Below are 21,751 nucleotides of genomic sequence, written 5' to 3'. Positions count from 1 at the left end.
CCTCCGGTACCCCGCCTGATGCCCGACGCCGATCGGTCGGCGGCGCTCACTCGCGTGCGCGCGCTACTGTCCAAACCCGCGTCAGTGGTCGACGGTTACCTCGACGTCATGGGCGCTGACCGCGTTCCCCAGTCGACGGCTCAACGCGTCATGGGCTCGACGCTCCTGCCGCGCATCTACGAGCGGCTGTGGCGCCCCGTGCTGTTCTTCGGCTTCACGATGCGCAACACCGCCGACGAGGACAGGCTGAAGCTGCGGCTGCTCGACATTGAGGCCGGCGACTCCGTGCTCGACGTCGCTTGCGGACCCGGCAACACGACGCGCACGTTCGTCGGCGAGGTGGGCTCGCACGGTCTGGTCGTCGGCGTTGACAGCTCCCCGACGATGCTGGCTCGCGCAGTCTCCGATACGCCGCCGGGTGATCCCCTGGCGTACGTGCGCGCCGACGGCTCGGAGCTGCCGTTCGACGACGCCACCTTCGACGCCGTGAGCTGTTACGGCGCGCTCTACCTGATGGACGATCCGTTCGGATCACTGCGCGAGATGATCCGGGTGCTCAAGCCGGGAGGGCGGATCGCGGTGCTCACGACGTGCGCCCGTGGCCCCGCGCCGGTGCGCCGGCTCGAGGTCGCTGCCTCGCGGATCGCGCCGCTACGGCTGTTCGACGCCGACGAGATCACCGACGCGATGCGCGACGCGGGTCTGGTCGACGTCACCTGTCGGGTGACTGCCGCGTCTCAAACCGTCAGCGGCAGACGCGGACTCTGAGCCGCGGCCGCCATGTCGAAATTCTGACGTCGGCGGCAATTGGATTCCGCGACGCAGATGCCAGCGGTTAGGGTCCGGCCGTGACGCCGGAGAAGATGTTGCGCACGCTGTGGATCGCTGCGGCGGGGGCGTGCATCGCGCTGAGCGCAGGCACTGGAGTGGCCGCCGCTGAGCCCGATGCGTCCGACGGCGCCGCGGACTCGTCGTCGGCCGAGTCCCCGTCGGGTGCGCAGTCCGATTCGCCGCCTGGTTCGCAATCGAGTGCGCAGCCCCCCGCTAGTGACCCGTCATTGATCCCGGAAGTTGGTCAGCGCGAAGATGATTCGGCCGACGGGCCGACGAGCGTCGACAAGCCGGAGAGCACCGTCAGTGCGTCCACGGTGACCGTGCGGCGCGACGACGCCGCGACGGTCGAGGCCGCCCCGCAGGTTGCGCCCGGCACCGCGACCGAGGACGAGACCTCGACCGGCCCCGAGCCTTTGGCCGACACCGAGACGTCCGCCGCGGAGACCGCGCCCACGGCGACGGCGCCGCCAACCGTCGTGGAACCCGCCGGGGTCGAGCCGGCCGTTGTCGAGCCGGCCTCGGTGATCGACCAAGCCCCGGCCGTTCCCGTCGCCGCACCAGCGACCGGCGAGATTCGCAGCCTGGCCGCACCGGCAGCGGCCGCCCGTCCGACCCCGGGGCCGCTGGCGACCGTGGTGATCAGCCTGCTGTCCGCGTTCGGCCTGATGCCGTCGCTGCCGCCTGCGCCGGTGCCCGTCGTGGGCATACCGACGCAGCCCATCCCTGGCACGTCGTCGATCAACGGGGTGACCGGTGTGAAGGTCGGCAGCTCCAACGTGGCGATCCCGATCGGCTCGACGACCTACACGGGCGCCGCCGACTGGTACTTCCCCACACAGGCCGACGGCACGGTGCAAGCCCAGGGAGTGATGCTGCTGCAGCACGGCTTCTTGGGGTCCAAGTCCTGGTACTCCGCCCTGGCCCAAGACCTGGCGGAGCGCACGAACAGCATCGTGGTGGTGCCGAACATTCCATCGTTCGGCTTCTTCACCTGCAACGGGTGCACCCTCAGCTCGGTCGCGATGCAGCAGGGCGTCGCCACGCTGTTCGTCGATCCCAGCCGGGCGTCGCTAAGCGCGAGCGCAGCGGCCGCGGGCTACCAGGGAGTGCTGCCGGAGAAGTTCGTGCTCACTGGCCACTCCGCAGGCGGGGGACTGGCGACGGCCGCCGGCGGCTTCTACGCCTCCGCCGTGGCGCCGTCCGACAACGATCTCCTCGGGGTGGTGATGTACGACGGAGTCTCCTCGAACGGCACGTTCGCCGGAGCGTTGGCCGCACTGAGCGCGCTGAGCATCCCGGTGTACCAGATCGCCGCCCCGCCGCAGCCATGGAACGCCAACGGCCAAACCACGGCCGACCTCGTCGCGCTGAAACCGGGCCAGTTCGTCGGCGTCACGCTGGCGAACGGCTCCCACGTCGACTCCCTGATCGGTGGCGTCCCGATCATCGACTTCGTCAGCCAGCTCGTGATCAAGCGGTCGCCTCCGGGCAACACCCAAGCCGTCTACACGCTGGCCAACGGCTGGATCAACGACATGTACGCCGGCGTGGGACCGGCCAATCCGGTCTACGGCATCTACGGCGCACCGAACCAGTACGTCGTCCTGGGCCAGGCCGCCGCCGTCGTGCTCGGACCGCCGCCGGCCGTGGACCTGAACGACTACCTCGGCACCTGGTACGAGGTCGGCAGCGTGAAGCAGTTCTTCTCGATCGGGCTGGTCAACACGACCGCGGTGTACAGCCTGAACGCCGACGGATCCATCCGGGTCGTGAACTCGGGCAACTACCTCTTCGACGGCGGGCCGCAATCGCGCATCGTCGGCACCGCGCTGCCGGTCAGCGCCACCAACGACAAGCTGAACGTCACCTTCTTCGGTCCGCCGTCCGCGGACCCGCCGGGGAACTACTGGATCGTCGACCTGGCTCCGGACTACAGCTGGGCGGTCGTGAGTGACGCCCGCGGCCGCACCGGATTCCTGCTCAGCCGCACCCGCGTCGTCTCCGACGATCTGTACCGGGAACTGCTGGACCGAGCGTCCGTCGACGGTGTCAACGGCTGGATCACCCGTACCCGGCAGCCGGCGGCGGCGGCGGAGTCGAATGTCGCCGTCCCGGTTTGACGACGCTGCCACGCGGCAACATCCCGGAGCAGGACGCGGAGCGAGATCGAGAATTCCACAGCCGACACGGCTCTATCTCTTGACGAGAGGCGGCAAACGGGCCAATCTGTTGGTCAGCATGGATGCACGAGTTAGGAACGCCAGCCAGCGTCTTGTTCGCCGCTGCATGCGTTAGTTGAGGAATGCACCGTCCTGCGCTATCGTTGGACGTTGCGCTGGCTGCATCCTGCCCACCTCACTCGCACATCGTCTAGCCTGAGTCTTTGCTCAGCATCTAGACGCGTGCCGTGCTCCGGGAAGCCTGATGGAGCCAGCCGAACCGACGCAGATATAGCGGCCACGGTCCGGTTCTCCGGCACTTGAAGTCGCATGAGGTGCTGGAAGGACTCATATCTTGGCCTCTCGCCAGATCAGTTCAGTAGATCCCAATAACTCCGTTCCTGGAGCACCCAACCGAGTCTCCTTCGCAAAGCTCCGCGAACCTCTCGAGGTTCCGGGGCTTCTCGACGTTCAGACGGACTCCTTCGATTGGTTGATCGGCGGCGAAGGGTGGCGCGCCAAGGCCATCGAGCGCGGCGAGCCGAACCCCAAGGGTGGCCTCGAAGAGGTCCTCGAGGAACTCTCGCCGATCGAGGACTTCGCAGGCACGTTGTCGCTGAGCTTCTCCGACCCGCGGTTCGACGAGGTGAAGGCACCCGTCGACGACTGCAAGGAGAAGGACCAGACCTACGCAGCCCCGCTGTTCGTCACCGCTGAGTTCATCAACAACACCACCGGTGAGATCAAGAGCCAGACGGTCTTCATGGGGGACTTCCCGATGATGACCGAGAAGGGCACCTTCATCATCAACGGCACCGAGCGTGTCGTGGTGAGCCAGCTGGTGCGTTCGCCGGGCGTGTACTTCGACAAGTCGAAGGACAAGGCCACCGACAACGACCTCACCAGCGTGAAGGTCATCCCCGGTCGCGGCGCCTGGCTCGAGTTCGACGTCGACAAGCGCGCCACCGTCGGCGTGCGCATCGACCGCAAGCGTCGCCAGCCGGTCACAGTGCTGCTGAAGGCGCTCGGCTGGACCAGCGAGCAGATCGCCGAGCGCTTCGGCTTCTCCGAGATCATGATGTCCACCCTCGAGAAGGACAGCACCGCAGGTCCCGACGAGGCACTGCTGGACATCTACCGGAAGCTGCGCCCGGGCGAGCCGCCGACCAAGGAGTCGGCGCAGACCCTGCTGGAGAACCTGTTCTTCAAGGAGAAGCGCTACGACCTGGCTCGCGTCGGCCGCTACAAGGTCAACAAGAAGCTGGGCCTCAACCCCGGCGTGCCGATCACCAGCTCGACGCTGACGCCCGAGGACATCGCGGCCACCATCGAGTACCTGGTGCGCCTGCACGAGGCCCCGCAGGACCAGATCACCTACATGACCGCGCCCGGCGGCATCGAGGTTCCCGTCGAGGTCGACGACATCGACCACTTCGGCAACCGTCGTCTGCGTACGGTCGGTGAGCTGATCCAGAACCAGATCCGCGTCGGCCTGTCTCGCATGGAACGCGTCGTGCGTGAGCGCATGACGACCCAGGACGTCGAGGCGATCACGCCGCAGACCCTGATCAACATCCGTCCCGTCGTGGCGGCGATCAAGGAGTTCTTCGGCACCAGCCAGCTGTCGCAGTTCATGGACCAGAACAACCCGCTGTCGGGTCTGACCCACAAGCGCCGCCTGTCGGCGCTGGGCCCCGGCGGTCTGTCCCGTGAGCGCGCCGGCCTCGAGGTCCGCGACGTGCACTCGAGCCACTACGGCCGCATGTGCCCGATCGAGACCCCGGAAGGTCCGAACATCGGTCTGATCGGGTCGCTGTCGGTCTATGCGCGGGTGAATCCGTTCGGCTTCATCGAGACGCCGTACCGCAAGGTCGTCGACGGCAAGGTCACCGACGAGATCCACCACCTCACCGCCGACGAGGAGGACCGCCACGTCGTGGCGCAGGCCAACTCGCCGATCGACGAGGACGGCAACTTCACCGAGACTCGAATCCTGGTCCGACGCAAGGGCGGCGAGGTCGAGTACGTGTCGTCCGCCGAGGTCGACTACATGGACGTCTCGCCGCGCCAGATGGTGTCGGTCGCGACGGCGATGATCCCGTTCCTCGAGCACGACGACGCCAACCGCGCCCTCATGGGTGCCAACATGCAGCGCCAGGCGGTTCCGCTGGTGCGCAGCGAGGCACCGCTGGTCGGCACGGGCATGGAGTTGCGTGCCGCGATCGATGCCGGCGACGTCGTGGTGTCCGCGAAGTCCGGTGTCGTCGAGGAGGTCTCGGCCGACTACGTCACCGTGATGGCCGACGACGGCTCGCGGCACACCTACCGGATGCGCAAGTTCGCCCGCTCGAACCACGGCACGTGCGCCAACCAGCGCCCGATCGTGGACTCGGGCCAGCGTGTCGAGTCCGGCCAGGTCATCGCCGACGGTCCGTGCACCGAGAACGGTGAGATGGCGCTGGGCAAGAACCTGCTCGTCGCCGTCATGCCGTGGGAGGGTCACAACTACGAGGACGCGATCATCCTGAGCCAGCGGCTCGTGGAGGAGGACGTGCTCACCTCGATCCACATCGAGGAGCACGAGATCGACGCGCGTGACACCAAGCTGGGCGCCGAGGAGATCACCCGGGACATCCCGAACGTCTCCGACGAGGTGCTGGCCGATCTCGACGAGCGCGGCATCGTCCGCATCGGCGCCGAGGTCCGCGACGGCGACATCCTGGTCGGCAAGGTGACGCCGAAGGGCGAGACCGAGCTGACCCCGGAGGAGCGCCTGCTGCGCGCCATCTTCGGCGAGAAGGCCCGCGAGGTCCGCGACACGTCGCTCAAGGTGCCCCACGGCGAATCCGGCAAGGTCATCGGCGTCCGCGTGTTCTCACGCGAGGACGACGACGAGCTGCCCGCCGGCGTCAACGAGCTGGTCCGCGTCTACGTGGCCCAGAAGCGCAAGATCTCCGACGGCGACAAGCTCGCCGGACGCCACGGCAACAAGGGCGTCATCGGCAAGATCCTGCCGATCGAGGACATGCCGTTCATGCCGGACGGCACGCCGGTCGACATCATCCTGAACACGCACGGTGTGCCGCGACGGATGAACATCGGCCAGATCCTCGAGACGCACCTCGGCTGGGTGGCCAAGGCGGGTTGGAACATCAACGTCGCCGAGGGCACCCCTGAGTGGGCCGCGAACCTGCCGGAGCGACTGCTCTCCTCCGAGCCGGACAGCATCGTCGCCACCCCGGTGTTCGACGGCGCCCGCGAAGGCGAGCTGGAGGGTCTGCTCGGCTCGACGCTGCCCAACCGCGACGGTGACGTCATGGTCAACGCGCAGGGCAAGTCGCAGCTGTTCGACGGACGCAGTGGCGAACCGTTCCCGTACCCGGTGACGGTCGGCTACATGTACATCCTGAAGCTGCACCACTTGGTCGACGACAAGATCCACGCCCGCTCGACCGGCCCGTACTCGATGATCACGCAGCAGCCGCTGGGTGGTAAGGCGCAGTTCGGTGGTCAGCGGTTCGGTGAGATGGAGTGCTGGGCCATGCAGGCCTACGGCGCGGCGTACACGCTGCAGGAGCTCTTGACGATCAAGTCCGACGACACCGTCGGTCGCGTCAAGGTCTACGAGGCGATCGTCAAGGGCGAGAACATCCCCGAGCCGGGCATCCCCGAGTCGTTCAAGGTGCTGCTGAAGGAGCTGCAGTCGCTGTGCCTCAACGTCGAGGTGCTCTCCAGTGAGGGCACTGCGATCGAGATGCGCGACACCGACGACGAGGACCTGGAACGCGCTGCTGCGAACCTGGGAATCAACCTGTCCCGCAACGAGTCCCCGTCGGTCGAAGATCTCGCATAGAGACCTCCGTCCAGCCACTTCTTAGTAATTTGATTCGAAATCCCGCAAGGGGAAAGGGAGTTACGTGCTAGACGTCAACTTCTTCGATGAACTCCGTATCGGTCTCGCGACCGCGGACGACATCCGCAACTGGTCCTACGGCGAGGTCAAGAAGCCGGAGACCATCAACTACCGCACGCTCAAGCCAGAGAAGGACGGCCTGTTCTGCGAGAAGATCTTCGGACCGACTCGCGACTGGGAGTGCTACTGCGGCAAGTACAAGCGCGTCCGCTTCAAGGGCATCGTCTGTGAGCGCTGCGGCGTCGAGGTGACTCGCGCCAAGGTGCGTCGTGAGCGGATGGGCCACATCGAGCTGGCCGCACCGGTCACGCACATCTGGTACTTCAAGGGCGTGCCGTCGCGGTTGGGCTACCTGCTCGACCTGGCGCCGAAGGATCTCGAGAAGATCATCTACTTCGCCGCCTACGTCATCACCGCGGTCGACACCGAGATGCGTCACAACGAGCTGTCCACGCTCGAGGCCGAGATGGTCGTCGAGAAGAAGGCCGTCGAGGACCAGCGTGATCTGGACCTCGCCGAGCGTTCGCAGAAGCTCGAGAACGATCTCGCCGAGCTGGAGAAGGAAGGCGCCAAGTCCGACGTTCGCCGCAAGGTGCGCGACGGTGGCGAGCGCGAGATGCGCCAGCTCCGCGACCGGACCCAGCGCGAGCTGGATCGCCTCGACGAGATCTGGACGACGTTCACCAAGCTCGCTCCCAAGCAGCTGATCGTGGACGAGGTGCTCTACCGCGAGCTGCAGGACCGCTACGGCGAGTACTTCGAGGGCGCCATGGGCGCGGAGTCGATCAAGAAGCTCATCGAGAACTTCGACATCGAGGCCGAGGCCGAGAGCCTGCGCGACACCATCAAGAACGGCAAGGGCCAGAAGAAGCTTCGCGCCCTCAAGCGTCTGAAGGTCGTCGCCGCGTTCCAGCAGTCGGGCAACTCGCCGCTGGGCATGGTGCTCGACGCCGTGCCGGTGATCCCGCCGGAGCTGCGTCCGATGGTTCAGCTCGACGGTGGCCGCTTCGCCACGTCCGACCTGAACGACCTGTACCGCCGCGTGATCAACCGCAACAACCGGCTCAAGCGACTGATCGACCTCGGTGCGCCCGAGATCATCGTCAACAACGAGAAGCGCATGCTTCAGGAGTCGGTGGACGCGCTGTTCGACAACGGTCGTCGTGGCCGTCCCGTCACCGGGCCGGGCAACCGTCCGCTCAAGTCGCTCTCGGATCTGCTCAAGGGCAAGCAGGGTCGGTTCCGCCAGAACCTCCTCGGCAAGCGCGTCGACTACTCGGGCCGTTCGGTCATCGTGGTCGGCCCGCAGCTCAAGCTGCACCAGTGCGGCCTGCCGAAGCTGATGGCACTCGAGCTGTTCAAGCCGTTCGTGATGAAGCGTCTGGTCGACCTGAACCACGCGCAGAACATCAAGAGCGCCAAGCGCATGGTGGAGCGTCAGCGTCCGCAGGTGTGGGACGTCCTCGAAGAGGTCATCGCCGAGCACCCCGTGCTGCTGAACCGCGCACCAACGCTGCACCGCCTGGGTATCCAGGCGTTCGAGCCGCAGCTGGTGGAGGGCAAGGCAATTCAGCTGCACCCGCTGGTGTGTGAGGCGTTCAACGCCGACTTCGACGGTGACCAGATGGCCGTGCACCTTCCGCTGTCGGCGGAGGCGCAGGCCGAGGCACGCATCCTGATGCTGTCGAGCAACAACATCCTGTCGCCGGCGTCGGGCAAGCCGCTCGCCATGCCGCGTCTGGACATGGTGACCGGGCTGTACTTCCTGACCACCGAGATCCCCGGCGACCTGGGCGAGTACACGCCCGCCGCCAAGGATCAGCCGGAGACGGGTGTCTACAGCACGGCCGCCGAGGCACAGATGGCCGTCGACCGCGGCATGCTGTCGGTCCGCGCCAAGATCAAGGTTCGGCTGACGCACCTGCGTCCGCCGGCCGACATCGAGGCGCAGCTGTTCCCCGAGGGCTGGAACCTCGGTGACGCGTGGATCGCCGAGACGACGCTGGGTCGCGTGCTCTTCAACGAACTGCTCCCCAGGGGCTACGCGTTCGTCGACGAGCAGATGCACAAGAAGGTCCAGGCCAGGATCATCAACGACCTGGCCGAGCGCTACCCGATGATCGTGGTGGCGCAGACCGTCGACAAGCTCAAGGACGCCGGCTTCCACTGGGCCACCCGCTCGGGAGTCACCGTGTCGATGGCGGACGTGCTGGTGCCGCCGGACAAGGAAGGCATCCTCGAGCGTCACGAGGCCGAGGCAGACCGCATCGAGAAGCAGTACCAGCGCGGCGGTCTGAACAAGGAAGAGCGCAACGGCGAGCTGGTGAAGATCTGGCAGCAGGCCACCGAAGAGGTCGGCAAGGCGCTGGAGGAGTACTACCCCGAAGACAACCCGATCATCACGATCGTGAAGTCCGGTGCCACGGGCAACCTGACCCAGACCCGCACGCTCGCGGGCATGAAGGGTCTGGTGACCAACCCCAAGGGTGAGTTCATCCCGCGTCCGATCAAGTCCTCGTTCCGCGAGGGCCTGACCGTGCTCGAGTACTTCATCAACACGCACGGCGCCCGTAAGGGCCTGGCGGACACGGCTCTTCGTACCGCTGACTCGGGTTACCTGACCCGTCGTCTGGTGGACGTCAGCCAGGACGTCATCGTTCGCGAGCACGACTGCGACACCGAGCGCGGCATCAACGTCGTGCTCGCCGAGGCCGACGCCAACGGTGCCCTCATCCGGGACCCGCACGTCGAGACCGCGGCGTTCGCACGCACGCTCGCCAGTGACGCCGTCGACTCGAACGGCAACGTGGTGATCCAGCGTGGCCACGACCTGGGCGATCCGGCGATCGACGCACTGCTCGCCGCCGGCATCAACTCGGTTCGCGTCCGCTCGGTCCTGACGTGCGCGAGCGCGTCCGGCGTGTGCGCGATGTGCTACGGCCGTTCGATGGCGACGGGCAAGCTCGTCGACATCGGCGAAGCGGTCGGCATCGTTGCGGCGCAGTCGATCGGTGAGCCCGGCACGCAGCTGACGATGCGTACCTTCCACCAGGGTGGCGTCACCGGTGGCGCCGACATCGTCGGTGGTCTGCCCCGCGTCCAGGAACTGTTCGAGGCTCGCGTGCCGCGCAACACTGCGCCGATCGCGGACCTGTCCGGACGGGTTCGCCTGGAGGAGACCGAGAAGTTCTACAAGATCACGATCGTGCCGGATGACGGCAGCGAAGAAGTGGTCTACGACAAGATCTCGCGTCGCCAGCGGCTGAAGTCGTTCAAGCACGAGGACGGCGAGGAGCGGTTGCTCTCCGACGGCGATCACGTCGAGGTCGGTCAGCAGCTCATGGAGGGTTCGGCCAACCCGCACGAGGTTCTCCGCGTGCAGGGTCAGCGGAGCGTCCAGCAGCACCTCGTCAACGAGGTGCAGGACGTCTACCGCGCCCAGGGTGTGTCGATCCACGACAAGCACATCGAGGTGATCGTGCGGCAGATGCTGCGCCGCGTCACGATCATCGATTCGGGTGCCACCGAGTTCCTGCCCGGTTCGCTCACCGAGCGTGCCGAGTTCGAGTCGGCGAACCGTCGCGTCGTGGCCGAGGGCAACGAGCCCGCGGCCGGACGTCCGGTGCTCATGGGCATCACGAAGGCCTCGCTGGCCACCGATTCGTGGCTGTCGGCGGCGTCGTTCCAGGAGACCACTCGCGTGCTCACCGATGCGGCGATCAACTGCCGCAGCGACAAGCTGCAGGGTCTGAAGGAGAACGTGATCATCGGTAAGTTGATCCCGGCCGGTACCGGCATCGCCCGTTACCGCGACATCCAGGTGCAGCCGACCGAGGAAGCACGGGCTGCTGCGTACACGATCCCGTCCTACGAGGATCAGTACTACAGCCCGGACTTCGGCCAGAGCTCCGGCCAGGCCGTGCCGCTGGACGACTACGGATTCAGCGACTACCGCTAGTCACCTACGACGGAGAAGCCCCCGCTTTCGAGCGGGGGCTTCTTCGTGTTTCGGGCGAGCAGACGCTAAAGCCCCTCATCCGTGCCGATCGAGGGGTTTTTACGTCTGCTCGCGGGGGTCGGTGGCCGAGTTATCCCCAGATCGTCAACGGGGCGGTGTCGCGACCGACGTCGCGGCGGCAGCCTTGAGGCGTGTACGTACACGACCTGATCGACCAGGCGGGCGGCTTGGTGACGACGTCACAACTCACTGCAGTGATGTCGCGGAAGATGCTGGCCACCCACGTTCGTACCGGGGACATCGTGCGGGTGTGCCACGGCGTGTATGCCCGGACGCCGCCGGACATCATGGGAACGCTGGCGGCGCTGGACTTGATGGCTGGCCAGTCGCTCGTCGCCTGCATGGGTACCGCGGCATGGCTGTACGGATTCGACACCGAGCGCGACGGCCGGGTCCACGTGCTCGATCCCGCGGTTCGGCTGCGCCCCACCACGGGCGTCATGGTTCACCAACGCGCGGGCGCCCCGCTGCGCCGAGTCGAGGGCAGGCTTACGACGGCGCCGGCATGGACCGCCGTCGAGGTGGCGCGGACCTTGCGGCGGCCGCGCGCACTTGCCACGCTCGACGCCGCACTGCATGTCGAGGCGTGCACGGTGGCCGAACTCGAGGCGGCGGTGCACGAGCAGAAGGGGCGGCGAGGGATCGTCGGAGTGCGAGAGATGTTGTCGTACGCGGACGGTCGCGCCGAGTCGCCGATGGAAAGTGAAGCACGCTTGGTCTTCATCGACCACGGTCTGCCGCGACCGGAACTGCAATTCGAGATCCTCGATCATTGCGGCCACCTCTGGCGAGCCGACTTCGCCTGGGTCGACGCGAAGGTCGTCGCCGAATACGACAGCATGGAGTGGCACGCGAACCCGCAGGCCTGGAAGCGCGACCGGATCAAGGCCGAGCGGTTACGGGATTGCGGGTACACCACCGTTCCGATCGTCGTGGACGACGTCCGGCGTCAGCCCTACGAGTTGGCGAGCCGGATTCGCCGCCTCGTCACGTGAATGAGGTCGGCGCGAGCAGACGCAAAGTCCCCTGAGTCAGTCCAAGGGAGGGGCTTTTGCGTCTGCTCGCGGGAGGAAGCGGGCCAGCGAGGGACGTCGGTGACACGACCTAGACTGGCGGCGTGTTGATCGGCTCGCATGTCCACAACGACGATCCGCTGGCCGCCGCAGAGGCGGACGGCGCCGACGTCGTCCAATTCTTCCTCGGCGACCCGCAGAGCTGGAAGAAGCCCAAGCCGCGCGAGGACGCGGAGGTGCTCAAGGCGTCGACGACGCCGCTGTACGTGCACGCGCCCTATCTGATCAACGTGGCGTCGGCCAACAACCGCGTCCGCATCCCGTCGCGCAAGATCCTGCAGGACACCTGCGACGCCGCCACCGAGGTGGGCGCCACCGCGGTCATCGTGCACGGCGGACATGCCGACGACAAGGACATGGAGGCCGGCTTCGAGCGGTGGGCCAAGGCGCTCGACCAGCTCAAGACCGACGTGCCCGTCTACCTCGAGAACACCGCGGGCGGCGACCACGCGATGGCCCGCCACTTCGACACCATCGCCCGGCTGTGGGACCGCATCGGCGACATGGGCATCGGCTTCTGCCTCGACACCTGCCATGCCTGGGCCGCGGGGGAGGCGCTCATCGACGCCGTCGAGCGGATCAAGACCATCACCGGACGCATCGACCTGGTCCACTGCAACGACTCTCGCGACGCCGCGGGGTCGGGCGCCGATCGGCACGCCAACTTCGGCATGGGCCAGATCGATCCGCAACTGCTCGTCGCCGTAGTCAAAGCCGCCGACGCGCCGGTCATCTGCGAGACGTCGGATGAGGGACGCAAGGACGACATCGCGTTCCTGCGGGAGAACCTCGGCTGACGTGTCACAGACGGCGGCGCGGTCGGGTTAGAGCGCGGTCGCGTTCTTGGCCGCTTCGATAGCGTCGTTCTCCGCGATCACCGTGACGACGGTCGACACGGCGGTCTTCGGGGTCCAGTCCGGGTTGAACAGGCCGAACGATCCCTCGACCGGATCGCCGTCGGCCCTGTCGAGCAGGGTGTGGATGAACGACGGCCCCGCATACGACAGCGTCCGCCAGCCCCGGAGGAAGTCGCCGATGTAGGCGGCCTGGTTGGCGTCGGACACCTCCGACGACGGCTGTCCGTACTCGGTCGCCCAGATCTTCTTGTGACCGTCGCCATTGGCGACCATCAGCGCGTAGATCCGATTGGCCTGCGTGATCGGCGCCTCGTACATGTACCCGCCCTGGGAGAACGGGGTCGTGTACTGGTACGGGTGGAATGACAGGGCGTCGAAGTAACCCGCTGCGCCGGCGGCGTACATCCCCTCGACGAACTTCACCGGGTTCACCGTCAGGCCGAACCAGTCGATCGTCGAACCCACCGATGCGGCGACGACGACGGCGTTGGGGTCTGCAGCCTTGATCGCGGTGTAGGCCGCCTTCAGCAGCGCGGTGTACTGGGCGGCGTTGGGCCCGGGCGCCCAGAACGTGATGGCGTTCGGCTCGTTCCACACCTCCCACGCCGTCACCTTGCCCTTGTAGCGGGCAGCCGCGGCACCGGCGAACGCGGCGAACTGCGCGTTGTCGGCGGGCATCCCGGCCAGCGGCAACGTGTTCGGGACCGACGCCCACACCGGCGGCGAGTTGAGGATGCCGAGCACCTTGATGTTCCGGGCTGCCGCCCCGTTGATGACGCGGTCGACCGCGCTCCAGTCGTTCCAGCCCTGAATGGGTTGGACGGCGGCCCACGGCACCAGGACGCGGAGGTCGGTGATGCCGACGGACTGCAGCGCGTCGAAGGCCTTGTCCAGGTCGGCCTGCGAGTAGAACAACAGATCCGGCACGTGGATGGCGACGCTGGTCGCCCGCTGGTCGATGGAATTCGCCGCGGGCGGCACGATCGTGACCGACACCGTCGTGGTCGTCGACGCGCCCAGCGCGTCCCGCACCGTCACGGTGAACACGTCGGTGTCGACTCCCGGGGTCACCAGTGCGGTGTAGCGGGCGTCCACCGAGGGTGTGTAGGTGTAGGCGCCGGTGACGGCGTCGACCTTCAGGACGCCCTTCTTGGGGCCCGTGACCACGGTGTAGGTGAGTGCGTCGCCGTCCGGATCGCTCGCCGTGACGACGCCCGTCACGGTTCCGATCGCCGACGACGAACTGCCAACGGTGGCACCGCCGGTCACCGGCGGGCGGTTGCCTGCCGGGTACGGCGCGATGGGCGCCGACAGGGTGAACGTCGCCGTGCCGCCGTACCCGTCCGAGACGGTGATGGTGAGTGCCTCGACCTTCGAGGCGGCGGTGGCGTCCGGCGCCGAGGCGGCATCGCGCGCTGCCGTCGTCGGGGTGTAGGTGAAGCTGCCGTTCGCTCCGATGACCAGTGTGCCCTTCTGCGGCGTCCCGGCGGTGAACGTCAGAGGGTCGCCGTCGGGGTCGACGGCGGTCAGGGTGCCGGTCACGATGCCCGTCTTGCCATCGGTCTGGGTCACGGTGGCCGAGCCGCCGGTGGGCTTGGCGTTGGCAGGGCTGATGCTCACGGTCACCGCCGTGGTCACGACGCCGCCGTGCCCGTCGCTGACGGCGACGGTGAAGGTGTCCTGCTTGTCGGCGATGGTGGCACCGAGCTTCGACGCGGCGTGGCGTGCGGCGGCAGTGGGGGTGTAGGTGAACCCGCCTGTGGCCGTAAGTGTCACGGTGCCCTTGCTGGGTCCGACGGACGTCGAGTAGGTGAGGCCGTCCCGGTCCGGGTCGGCGCCCGTGACGCTACCGGTGACGACACCCGTCGAACTGTTGGGCGTGCCAACGGTCTTGGTGATCGTGGGCACCGCGTTCTTGGGGCTGATGTCGACCGTGACGGTGGTCGTGACGACGCCACGCCTGCCGTCGGTCACCGTCACGGTGAACGTGTCGGTGGTGACGCTGGCCGGCGCGCCGACCGTCGAGGCGTTGTGCCTGGCGGCAGCGTTCGGCGTGTAGGTGTAGCCACCCGTGGCCGTGAGTGTCAGGGTTCCCTTGGTCGGGGCTCCGGAGACGGTGTAGGTCAACGGATCCCCGTTGGGATCGGCTACCCCGAGGGTGCCGGTGACGGCGCCCGTGGTCGCGTTCGGTGCGCCCTTCGTCGGGGTTCCTGCCACCGGGGCTGCGTTCGGTGCGGTCAGCGTGACGACGTGCACGGCGCCGGAGGCGCGGTCGGTCACGTACAGCTCGGTGCCGTCGGGGCTGACGGTGGCGCTCGGACGTTGGGAAGCGTCGACGATCGGGTGGGTACCGACCGCGCTGAGCAGGGTCCCGGTCGACGTCGAGAACGCGCCAACGCGACCCGCTGCATCCGTCACCACCAACGCGGTGCCGTCACGGCTGACGGCCAGGGAAACCGGTGGCAGGCCGCCGATCGGGATCACGCTGGTCACGGTGCGGCTGCTGACGTTGATCACCGACACAGTGCCGTCCTCGGTGCCGACGTACAGCTTTCCGTTGTCCGGGCTGACCACCGATGACGTTGCCTTGCCTGCCAATCGGGTGACCTGGGTGGTCGTCGTCGAGGTGGGGGCGAACGACAGGACGGCGGTGCCGCCGGTGGGCGTGTCGGTGGTGACGTAGACACGCGTGTTGTCGGGGCTGGCGGAGATGCTCGTCGGACGGTAGCCCGTCGGCATCTTGGTCGTCGTGACGATGGCGTTGGTCGAGGTGTTGACGCGCACCACCTTGGCCGAGTCGTAGCTCGCGACGTACAGCGATGCCCCGGTGGGGCTCATCGTCAGCGCGGTGGGCTTGGTGACGGCGAGGGTTGCCTTGACCAGTCCGGTCGCGGTGTCGATGACCTTGACGGTGTTCCCTGCGGAACTGGACACGTAGAGGCGGGTGCCGTCCTGCTTGACGGCCACGCCGTCCGGTGTACTCCCGACCGACCAGGTGCCGATGACCTTGGCGGTCGTCGTGTCGATCACCGTGATGGTGCCCGCGTCCCGATTCGTCACGTAGACACGGGTATTGGTGGCTGCAACCGCGCCGGCGCCGTTCACTCCGGTGACGTCGGTGCGGACGCCGACCGGGATCGCGCTGATGGGGATGTCGATCTGGACAGGGACCTTGTTGACGCCGTCGGAGACGGTGACCGTCATGGCGATGGTGCCTGCCCCTAGGGGGTTGACGCCCGCGATGATCCGCTGCGCTGCCGTCGGGGTGTAGGTGAACGTCGACGTGGTGGCGTTGTAGACGAACGTCCCGGCAGAGGGTTTGGCGGTGACGGTGATGGTCGGCTTCACGCCCTCGGGGTCGGAAGCGACGATCGTGCCCGTCACGGCGCCGGTGAGGGGGTTGGGCACCAGGAACGTCCCCGTGGCCGTCGGAGCTTGATTCACCACGGCCGCGGCGACGACCTGGGCTGAGGCCAACCGCATGGCCGTGGGCGCGGGTTCGGTCACCGCTGCGGTGCCGATCTCGCGGCGGGCGGCCGCGAGGAACATCCACGCCAGCGGCGATTCCGTCCAACCGCGCTGCATCGCCGACAGCCATGACGTGAGCGCGGGGGCCACGACATTGCTCAGGACCGTCGATACGACGTTCTGCACGGGAGCGACGGCGACGGCGGGTGCCGGGGGAGTCGGGGTCAGCGACACCGGGGCGATGGTCGTGGACGAGGGCGCCTGGGCTGCGGGCGCGGTCGTGACGGTCGACGGCGTTTGCGCCGAGGTGGCCGGGGTTGCGGACGACTTCGGTTCCGTGGCCGACGAGGAGGTGGCCGCAGTTCCGCCGACGGTCGCGACGGGAGCGGTGTCCCGGGGTGCCGTGTCGCCGTCGTCGTGCCGCGGCTTGTTCTTGCCGTCCGGCTCCGTCGGGTTCGAGCCGTAGGTCGACGTCTGCGCCCCACCGGAGTGCGAAACGATCACGCCGGGTGCGACGTCCACGGTCGTGGCCGAACCGGCGGTAGGCGCGGGTGTGGGGGTTCCGGTCGTCGCGGTAGTCCCGGGCAGGGTCGGGGTCTGCGGCCCGGCGTCGACCGTCGACGGCGCGGCCGTGTCGGTGGCCGACGGTGACGAGCCGGCGGCGGGTGCGCCGCTGCCGGTGTCCTGGGTCGCCGAGGTCGTCGCGTCACCAGTTGCTTCCGGGCTCGCCCAGGCGATGCCCGCCGGTGTGGCGATGGCGGTGCCGACGCCCAAGGCGACGGCAAGGGCGCCCACTCGACCTACGAAATTGCTGTATTGCATGACCCTCGACCCCATTGCTCTGCTGCGAACACCTGCGACCGCGGACGCAATCGCCGGAAGATGGACGTCAGCCGCACCGGGCTGACGCTGCCGTTAGTTTACCCTTTTGTGACCGTTGCTGCTCAATCTTGAAATAGGTTTGCTGTACCCATCAAGATCGGCTGAATGCACTGATCAGACGCGTTTTTGCAAAGGGTGCCGCAATGGCGAAAAGTGTTTGCCGGGAGGAATCAAGACAATGGTACGAAAATTGTTTGGTCGGTTAAGTTTGGGATGACTGGTCAACGGTTACTTCGGGCCTTCAAGATCGTTCGAGAACTTTGCGGAAGACGAGCCCCGGCAAATCCGATCCGCGGCATGGAGCCGACGACGAGCCGGGCATGGCGACAGTGAACCTCCGCTAAACGGAAGACCGCCACGACGTGAACTAGCCTGACGAGGTGTCCGCAGTCGACCAGGCGTTCGCGCTCACGCCCGCGCCGGCCTCGGACAAGCGAACGCGGCCGTGGATCCTCGTCTTGCGGTGGGCCGCGATCGCGACATGGGCGTTCGTCATCGTCTACCGCACCGTCACCGACGGCTTCGCGTTCAACCGGGAACTGCTACTCCTCTACATCGCGACGGGCTTGCTCGTCGCCAGCATCGGGCGCGGCCGTCGCATGCTCTACGTCGTCCGCGACTGGCTGCCGTTCGCGGTGGTCCTGCTCGCCTACGACCTGAGCCGCGGCGCTGCGACGCTCGTCGGCAGGCCGACGCTGTGGCACTGGCAGGCCGATGCCGACCGGTGGTTGTTCGGCGGGACGATGCCCACGGTCTGGCTGCAGGAACGCCTCAAGGTGCCCGCCACCCCGTGGTGGGAGGTGGTCATCAGCACCGTCTACATGTCCTTCTTCATCCTTCCGTACGTGGTGGCGGCCGTCCTGTGGCTGCGCAACCGCGACGAGTGGAAGGCCTTCGTCAAGCTGTTCGTCGGGCTGTCGTTCGCGGCGCTGGTCGTCTACGCGCTGGTGCCCGCGGCGCCGCCGTGGGCAGCTGCCCGGTGTACGGCGGCCGACGTCGCCGGTGGTCCGTCCGGACCGAGGTGCATGTTCCGTTCCGCGCGCGGCGTTCCCGACGGCGGAATCCTCGGCGCCATGCAGACCAGCCAGGACGGCGCGAATCCTTGGATCGAGCGGATCGTCACGCGCGGCTGGGGCAAGCTCAACCTGCATTCGGCCGGCGCGCTCATCGACCAGGGGCAGGCGAACGTGAACCTCGTTGCCGCGATCCCGTCGCTGCACGCCGGGATGTCCGCCGCCATCGCCGCGTTCCTGTGGCACCGGGTCAACAAGAAGTGGCGCCCGGTGCTCGTCGCCTACGTACTCGTCATGGCGTTCACGCTGGTCTACACCGCCGAGCACTACGTCGTGGACATCCTGCTGGGCTGGGCGTTCGCGTTCGTGGTCGCCGTGGCGATCAACCGGCACACCGCGTGGCGGCGTCGGCGGTCAGACGCCCGTGAGATAGACCTTGCGCAGAGTCTCGGTGACCGTCCAGACGGTCTCGGCGCCGGCCGCGAGCCGGACCACGTCGCCAGCCTGCAGATGCAGGGTAGGGCTGTCGTCGGCGAACGCGACGGTGGCTGACCCGGCGAGTACCACGAACACCTCCTCGGCCTCGACGTCGCTCATCTGGCCTGGCGTCATCTCCCACACGCCGATCTCGAGCCCTGCCAGTTCGGTCACGGGTCGAGCGGCGGTCGTCGGCGCACCGTCGAGTGACTGTTCGGCCGGGACCGGCGCGCGGTCGAGGTCGATGGTGGCAGCATGGACGACGGTGTTCGGTTGCACCCGAACACTGTGCCGCCTGGGCCCGCGCGTGTCACGTCGGGGAAACGACCGTATTACGCATCTTGTGCGATTGTCGGCAAAATGTAACAGTGGGGGCATGGCTGATACCCACGTCGTCACCAATCAGGTTCCGCCGCTGCAGGACTACAACCCGGCGACCTCGGAGGTGTTGGCGGAGGCCCTCGTTCGCGAGGGCGGCGGGTGGGGTGCCGACGAGGTCAACGAGCTGGGCGAACTCTGCGGGACCGCGCAGGCGCAGCGCTGGGGTGAACTGGCCGATCGCCACCGTCCCGTGCTGCACACCCATGACCGCTACGGCAACCGCGTCGACGAAGTCGAGTACGACCCCGCCTATCACGAACTCATGACCGTCGCCGTGACCCACGGTCTGCACGCGGCGCCGTGGGCGGACGACCGGCCGGGTGCTCACGTGGTTCGCGCGGCGAAGACGTCGGTGTGGACACCCGAGCCCGGCCATCTCTGCCCCATCTCCATGACCTACGCGGTCGTGCCCGCGCTGCGCTACAACCCCGAACTCGCCGCGGTTTACGAGCCGCTGCTCAGCAGTCGCGTCTACGACCCGGAGATGAAGATCCCCAACCGCAAGCGCGGCATCACCGCCGGCATGTCGATGACCGAGAAGCAGGGCGGTTCCGACGTCCGGGCGGGGACCACCGAAGCCGTGCCGAACGGCTTCGGCACCTACAGCATCACCGGGCACAAGTGGTTCACCTCGGCGCCCATGTCCGACGTCTTCCTCGTGCTGGCCCAGGCTCCCGGCGGGCTCACCTGCTTCCTGTTGCCGCGCGTGCTTCCCGACGGCACCCGCAACCGGATGTACCTGCAGCGGCTCAAGGACAAGCTCGGCAACCACGCCAACGCCTCCAGCGAGGTCGAGTACGACGGCGCGATCGCCTGGCGAGTGGGCGAAGAGGGCCGGGGCGTGCCGACCATCATCGAGATGGTCAACCTCACCCGGCTCGACTGCACACTCGGCAGCGCGACCAGCATGCGCACCGGCCTGACCCGTGCGGTGCACCACGCGCAGCACCGAAAGGCGTTCGGCGAGTATCTGATCGATCAGCCGCTGATGCGCAACGTCCTGGCCGACCTCGCCGTCGAGGCCGAGGCGGCGACGATGCTCGCGATGCGGATGGCCGGTGCCACCGACAAGGCGGTGCACGGCGACCAGCGCGAGACCCTGTTGCGGCGCATCGGGCTGGCCGCGGGCAAGTACTGGGTGTGCAAGCGCGCCACCCCGCACGCGGCGGAGACCATGGAGTGCCTCGGCGGCAACGGCTACGTCGAGGAGTCCGGGATGCCCAGGCTGTACCGGGAGGCCCCGCTGATGGGCATCTGGGAGGGCTCGGGGAACGTCAGTGCACTGGATACGTTGCGCGCCATGGCAACCCGGCCGGAATGCGTAGAGGTGCTGTTCGACGAACTCGCGACCGCCGCGGGTCAGGACCCCCGCTACGACGCACACGTGACGGCGCTACGCCAGACACTCGGGTCCGCGGGCGACGTGGCGACGATCCAGTACCGCGCGCGCAAGGTCGCCGAGGACATCGCGCTGGCGCTGCAGGGCTCGCTCCTGATCCGGCACGGGCACCCCGCGGTAGCAGAGGCGTTCCTGGCCAGCAGGCTCGGCGGGCAGTGGGGCGGTGCGTTCGGGACCTTGCCGACCGGCCTGGACCTGGCGCCGGTCATCGAGCGCGCGCTGGTCAAGGGATGACGGCCCGCCGCGAGCGTGCGCGAACTCGGGTTCTGGGGCGGCGTGTCGCCCGCAGACACGCACACTCGCCGAGGGTGGTGACGACCGCATGACGCACGCGATCCGGCCGGTCGACTTCGACGACCTCAAGACGATGACATACGAGGTGACCGACCGCGTCGCTCGGATCACCTTCAACCGGCCCGAGAAGGGCAACGCGATCGTCGCCGACACCCCGCTGGAACTCTCCGCACTCGTCGAGCGGGCCGACCTCGATCCGGCGGTGCACGTGATCCTGGTGTCCGGCCGGGGCGAGGGGTTCTGCGCGGGGTTCGACCTGTCCGCCTATGCCGAGGGTTCGTCGTCGGCGGGTGGCGGCAGTCCCTACGAGGACACCGTGCTGTCGGGCCGCACCCAGGGCATCAACCACCTGCCCGATCAGCCGTGGGATCCGATGATCGACTACCAGATGATGAGCCGGTTCGTCCGCGGGTTCTCCAGCCTGATGCACGCCGACAAGCCGACGGTGGTCAAGATCCACGGTTACTGCGTGGCGGGCGGCACCGACATCGCACTGCACGCCGATCAGGTGATCGCCGCGTCGGACGCCAAGATCGGCTATCCGCCGATGCGCGTCTGGGGAGTGCCCGCCGCGGGCCTGTGGGCACACCGGCTGGGCGATCAGCGCGCGAAACGCCTTCTCTTAACCGGTGATTGCATCTCGGGAACCCAGGCGGCCGAGTGGGGGCTCGCCATCGAAGCACCCGAGCCTGCCGACCTCGACGAGCGGACCGAGCGCCTCGTCGAGCGGATCGCCGCGATGCCGGTCAACCAGCTGATCATGGCGAAGCTCGCACTGAACACCGCGCTGCTGCAGCAGGGCATCGCCACCAGCAGGATGGTCAGCACCGTCTTCGACGGCGTGGCTCGGCACACTCCCGAGGGGCACGAGTTCGTCGCCCGGGCACGCGAACACGGCTTCCGCGACGCCGTGCGGGCTCGCGACGAGCCCTACGGCGACGCGGGACGCCGCACCTCCGGGGTATGACCGATGTCGCCGCCGC

10 protein-coding genes and 1 pseudogene are annotated in these 21,751 nt (G+C 67.6%); 9 read left to right on the top strand and 2 right to left on the bottom strand.

Going from position 1 to position 21,751, the window contains the following annotated elements:
* Nucleotides 1–18: 18 nt before the first annotated feature.
* The 6 genes from G6N61_RS13605 (at nt 19) to G6N61_RS13580 (ending at nt 12,794) form a co-directional block, all read left to right on the top strand.
* Entirely contained in the window at nt 19–768 is a 750-nt protein-coding gene (locus tag G6N61_RS13605) for a class I SAM-dependent methyltransferase (protein ID WP_163919004.1), read from the top strand.
* A gap of 80 nt (nt 769–848) precedes the next feature.
* Entirely contained in the window at nt 849–2,954 is a 2,106-nt protein-coding gene (locus G6N61_RS13600) for a lipocalin family protein (RefSeq protein ID WP_235887530.1), read from the top strand.
* Between the two features lie 391 nt (nt 2,955–3,345).
* Nucleotides 3,346–6,846 (top strand): DNA-directed RNA polymerase subunit beta, encoded by a 3,501-nt coding sequence (rpoB, locus tag G6N61_RS13595; protein ID WP_163924806.1) that lies wholly within the window; start codon nt 3,346–3,348, stop codon nt 6,844–6,846.
* 64 nt (nt 6,847–6,910) lie between these two features.
* A complete protein-coding gene (locus G6N61_RS13590; RefSeq protein ID WP_163919003.1) occupies nt 6,911–10,864 on the top strand; it encodes a DNA-directed RNA polymerase subunit beta' in 3,954 nt (1,317 codons plus the stop codon).
* Nucleotides 10,865–11,055: 191 nt separating this feature from the next.
* Nucleotides 11,056–11,919, top strand: coding sequence for a type IV toxin-antitoxin system AbiEi family antitoxin domain-containing protein (locus G6N61_RS13585; protein WP_163919002.1), 864 nt, complete (start codon nt 11,056–11,058; stop codon nt 11,917–11,919).
* A gap of 122 nt (nt 11,920–12,041) precedes the next feature.
* Nucleotides 12,042–12,794: a deoxyribonuclease IV gene (locus G6N61_RS13580; RefSeq protein WP_163919001.1), complete on the top strand. Its 753-nt coding sequence runs from the start codon at nt 12,042–12,044 to the stop codon at nt 12,792–12,794.
* Between the two features lie 27 nt (nt 12,795–12,821).
* On the opposite strand, the gene G6N61_RS13575 is transcribed toward G6N61_RS13580, so the two are convergent.
* Nucleotides 12,822–17,117, bottom strand: a complete 4,296-nt coding sequence (locus G6N61_RS13575; protein ID WP_163919000.1) for a cadherin-like domain-containing protein — start codon at nt 17,115–17,117, stop codon at nt 12,822–12,824.
* 467 nt (nt 17,118–17,584) lie between these two features.
* On the opposite strand from G6N61_RS13575, the gene G6N61_RS13570 reads away from it, so the two are divergent.
* On the top strand, nt 17,585–18,769 hold the full coding sequence (locus G6N61_RS13570) for a phosphatase PAP2 family protein (RefSeq protein ID WP_163918999.1): 1,185 nt from the start codon (nt 17,585–17,587) through the stop codon (nt 18,767–18,769).
* Here G6N61_RS13570 and G6N61_RS30840 read toward each other — a convergent pair.
* A pseudogene (locus G6N61_RS30840) lies at nt 18,707–19,072 on the bottom strand (cupin domain-containing protein); the annotation flags it as partial. The gene G6N61_RS13570 and the pseudogene G6N61_RS30840 sit on opposite strands and share 63 nt — an antisense overlap.
* Between G6N61_RS30840 and G6N61_RS13565 the strand changes: the two are divergent.
* Nucleotides 19,071–20,708, top strand: a complete 1,638-nt coding sequence (locus G6N61_RS13565) for an acyl-CoA dehydrogenase family protein (protein ID WP_163918997.1) — start codon at nt 19,071–19,073, stop codon at nt 20,706–20,708. The pseudogene G6N61_RS30840 and the gene G6N61_RS13565 overlap by 2 nt on opposite strands.
* A gap of 88 nt (nt 20,709–20,796) precedes the next feature.
* Complete coding sequence (locus G6N61_RS13560; protein WP_163918996.1) at nt 20,797–21,735, top strand: crotonase/enoyl-CoA hydratase family protein; 939 nt, start codon at nt 20,797–20,799, stop codon at nt 21,733–21,735.
* Nucleotides 21,736–21,751 lie beyond the last annotated feature (16 nt).

This window comes from Mycolicibacterium arabiense (assembly GCF_010731815.2).
Taxonomy (GTDB): Bacteria; Actinomycetota; Actinomycetes; order Mycobacteriales; family Mycobacteriaceae; genus Mycobacterium; species Mycobacterium arabiense.
The sequence above is the reverse complement of the archived record's forward strand: the minus strand, read 5'-3'. Positions and strand labels throughout refer to the sequence as shown.

What these genes read in the sequence shown, in the direction of transcription:
- G6N61_RS13560 (WP_163918996.1), top strand. Translation starts at nt 20,797, where the DNA reads ATGACGCACGCGATCCGGCCGGTCGACTTCGACGACCTCAAGACGATG.
- G6N61_RS13565 (WP_163918997.1), top strand. Translation starts at nt 19,071, where the DNA reads ATGGCTGATACCCACGTCGTCACCAATCAGGTTCCGCCGCTGCAGGAC.
- G6N61_RS13605 (WP_163919004.1), top strand. Translation starts at nt 19, where the DNA reads ATGCCCGACGCCGATCGGTCGGCGGCGCTCACTCGCGTGCGCGCGCTA.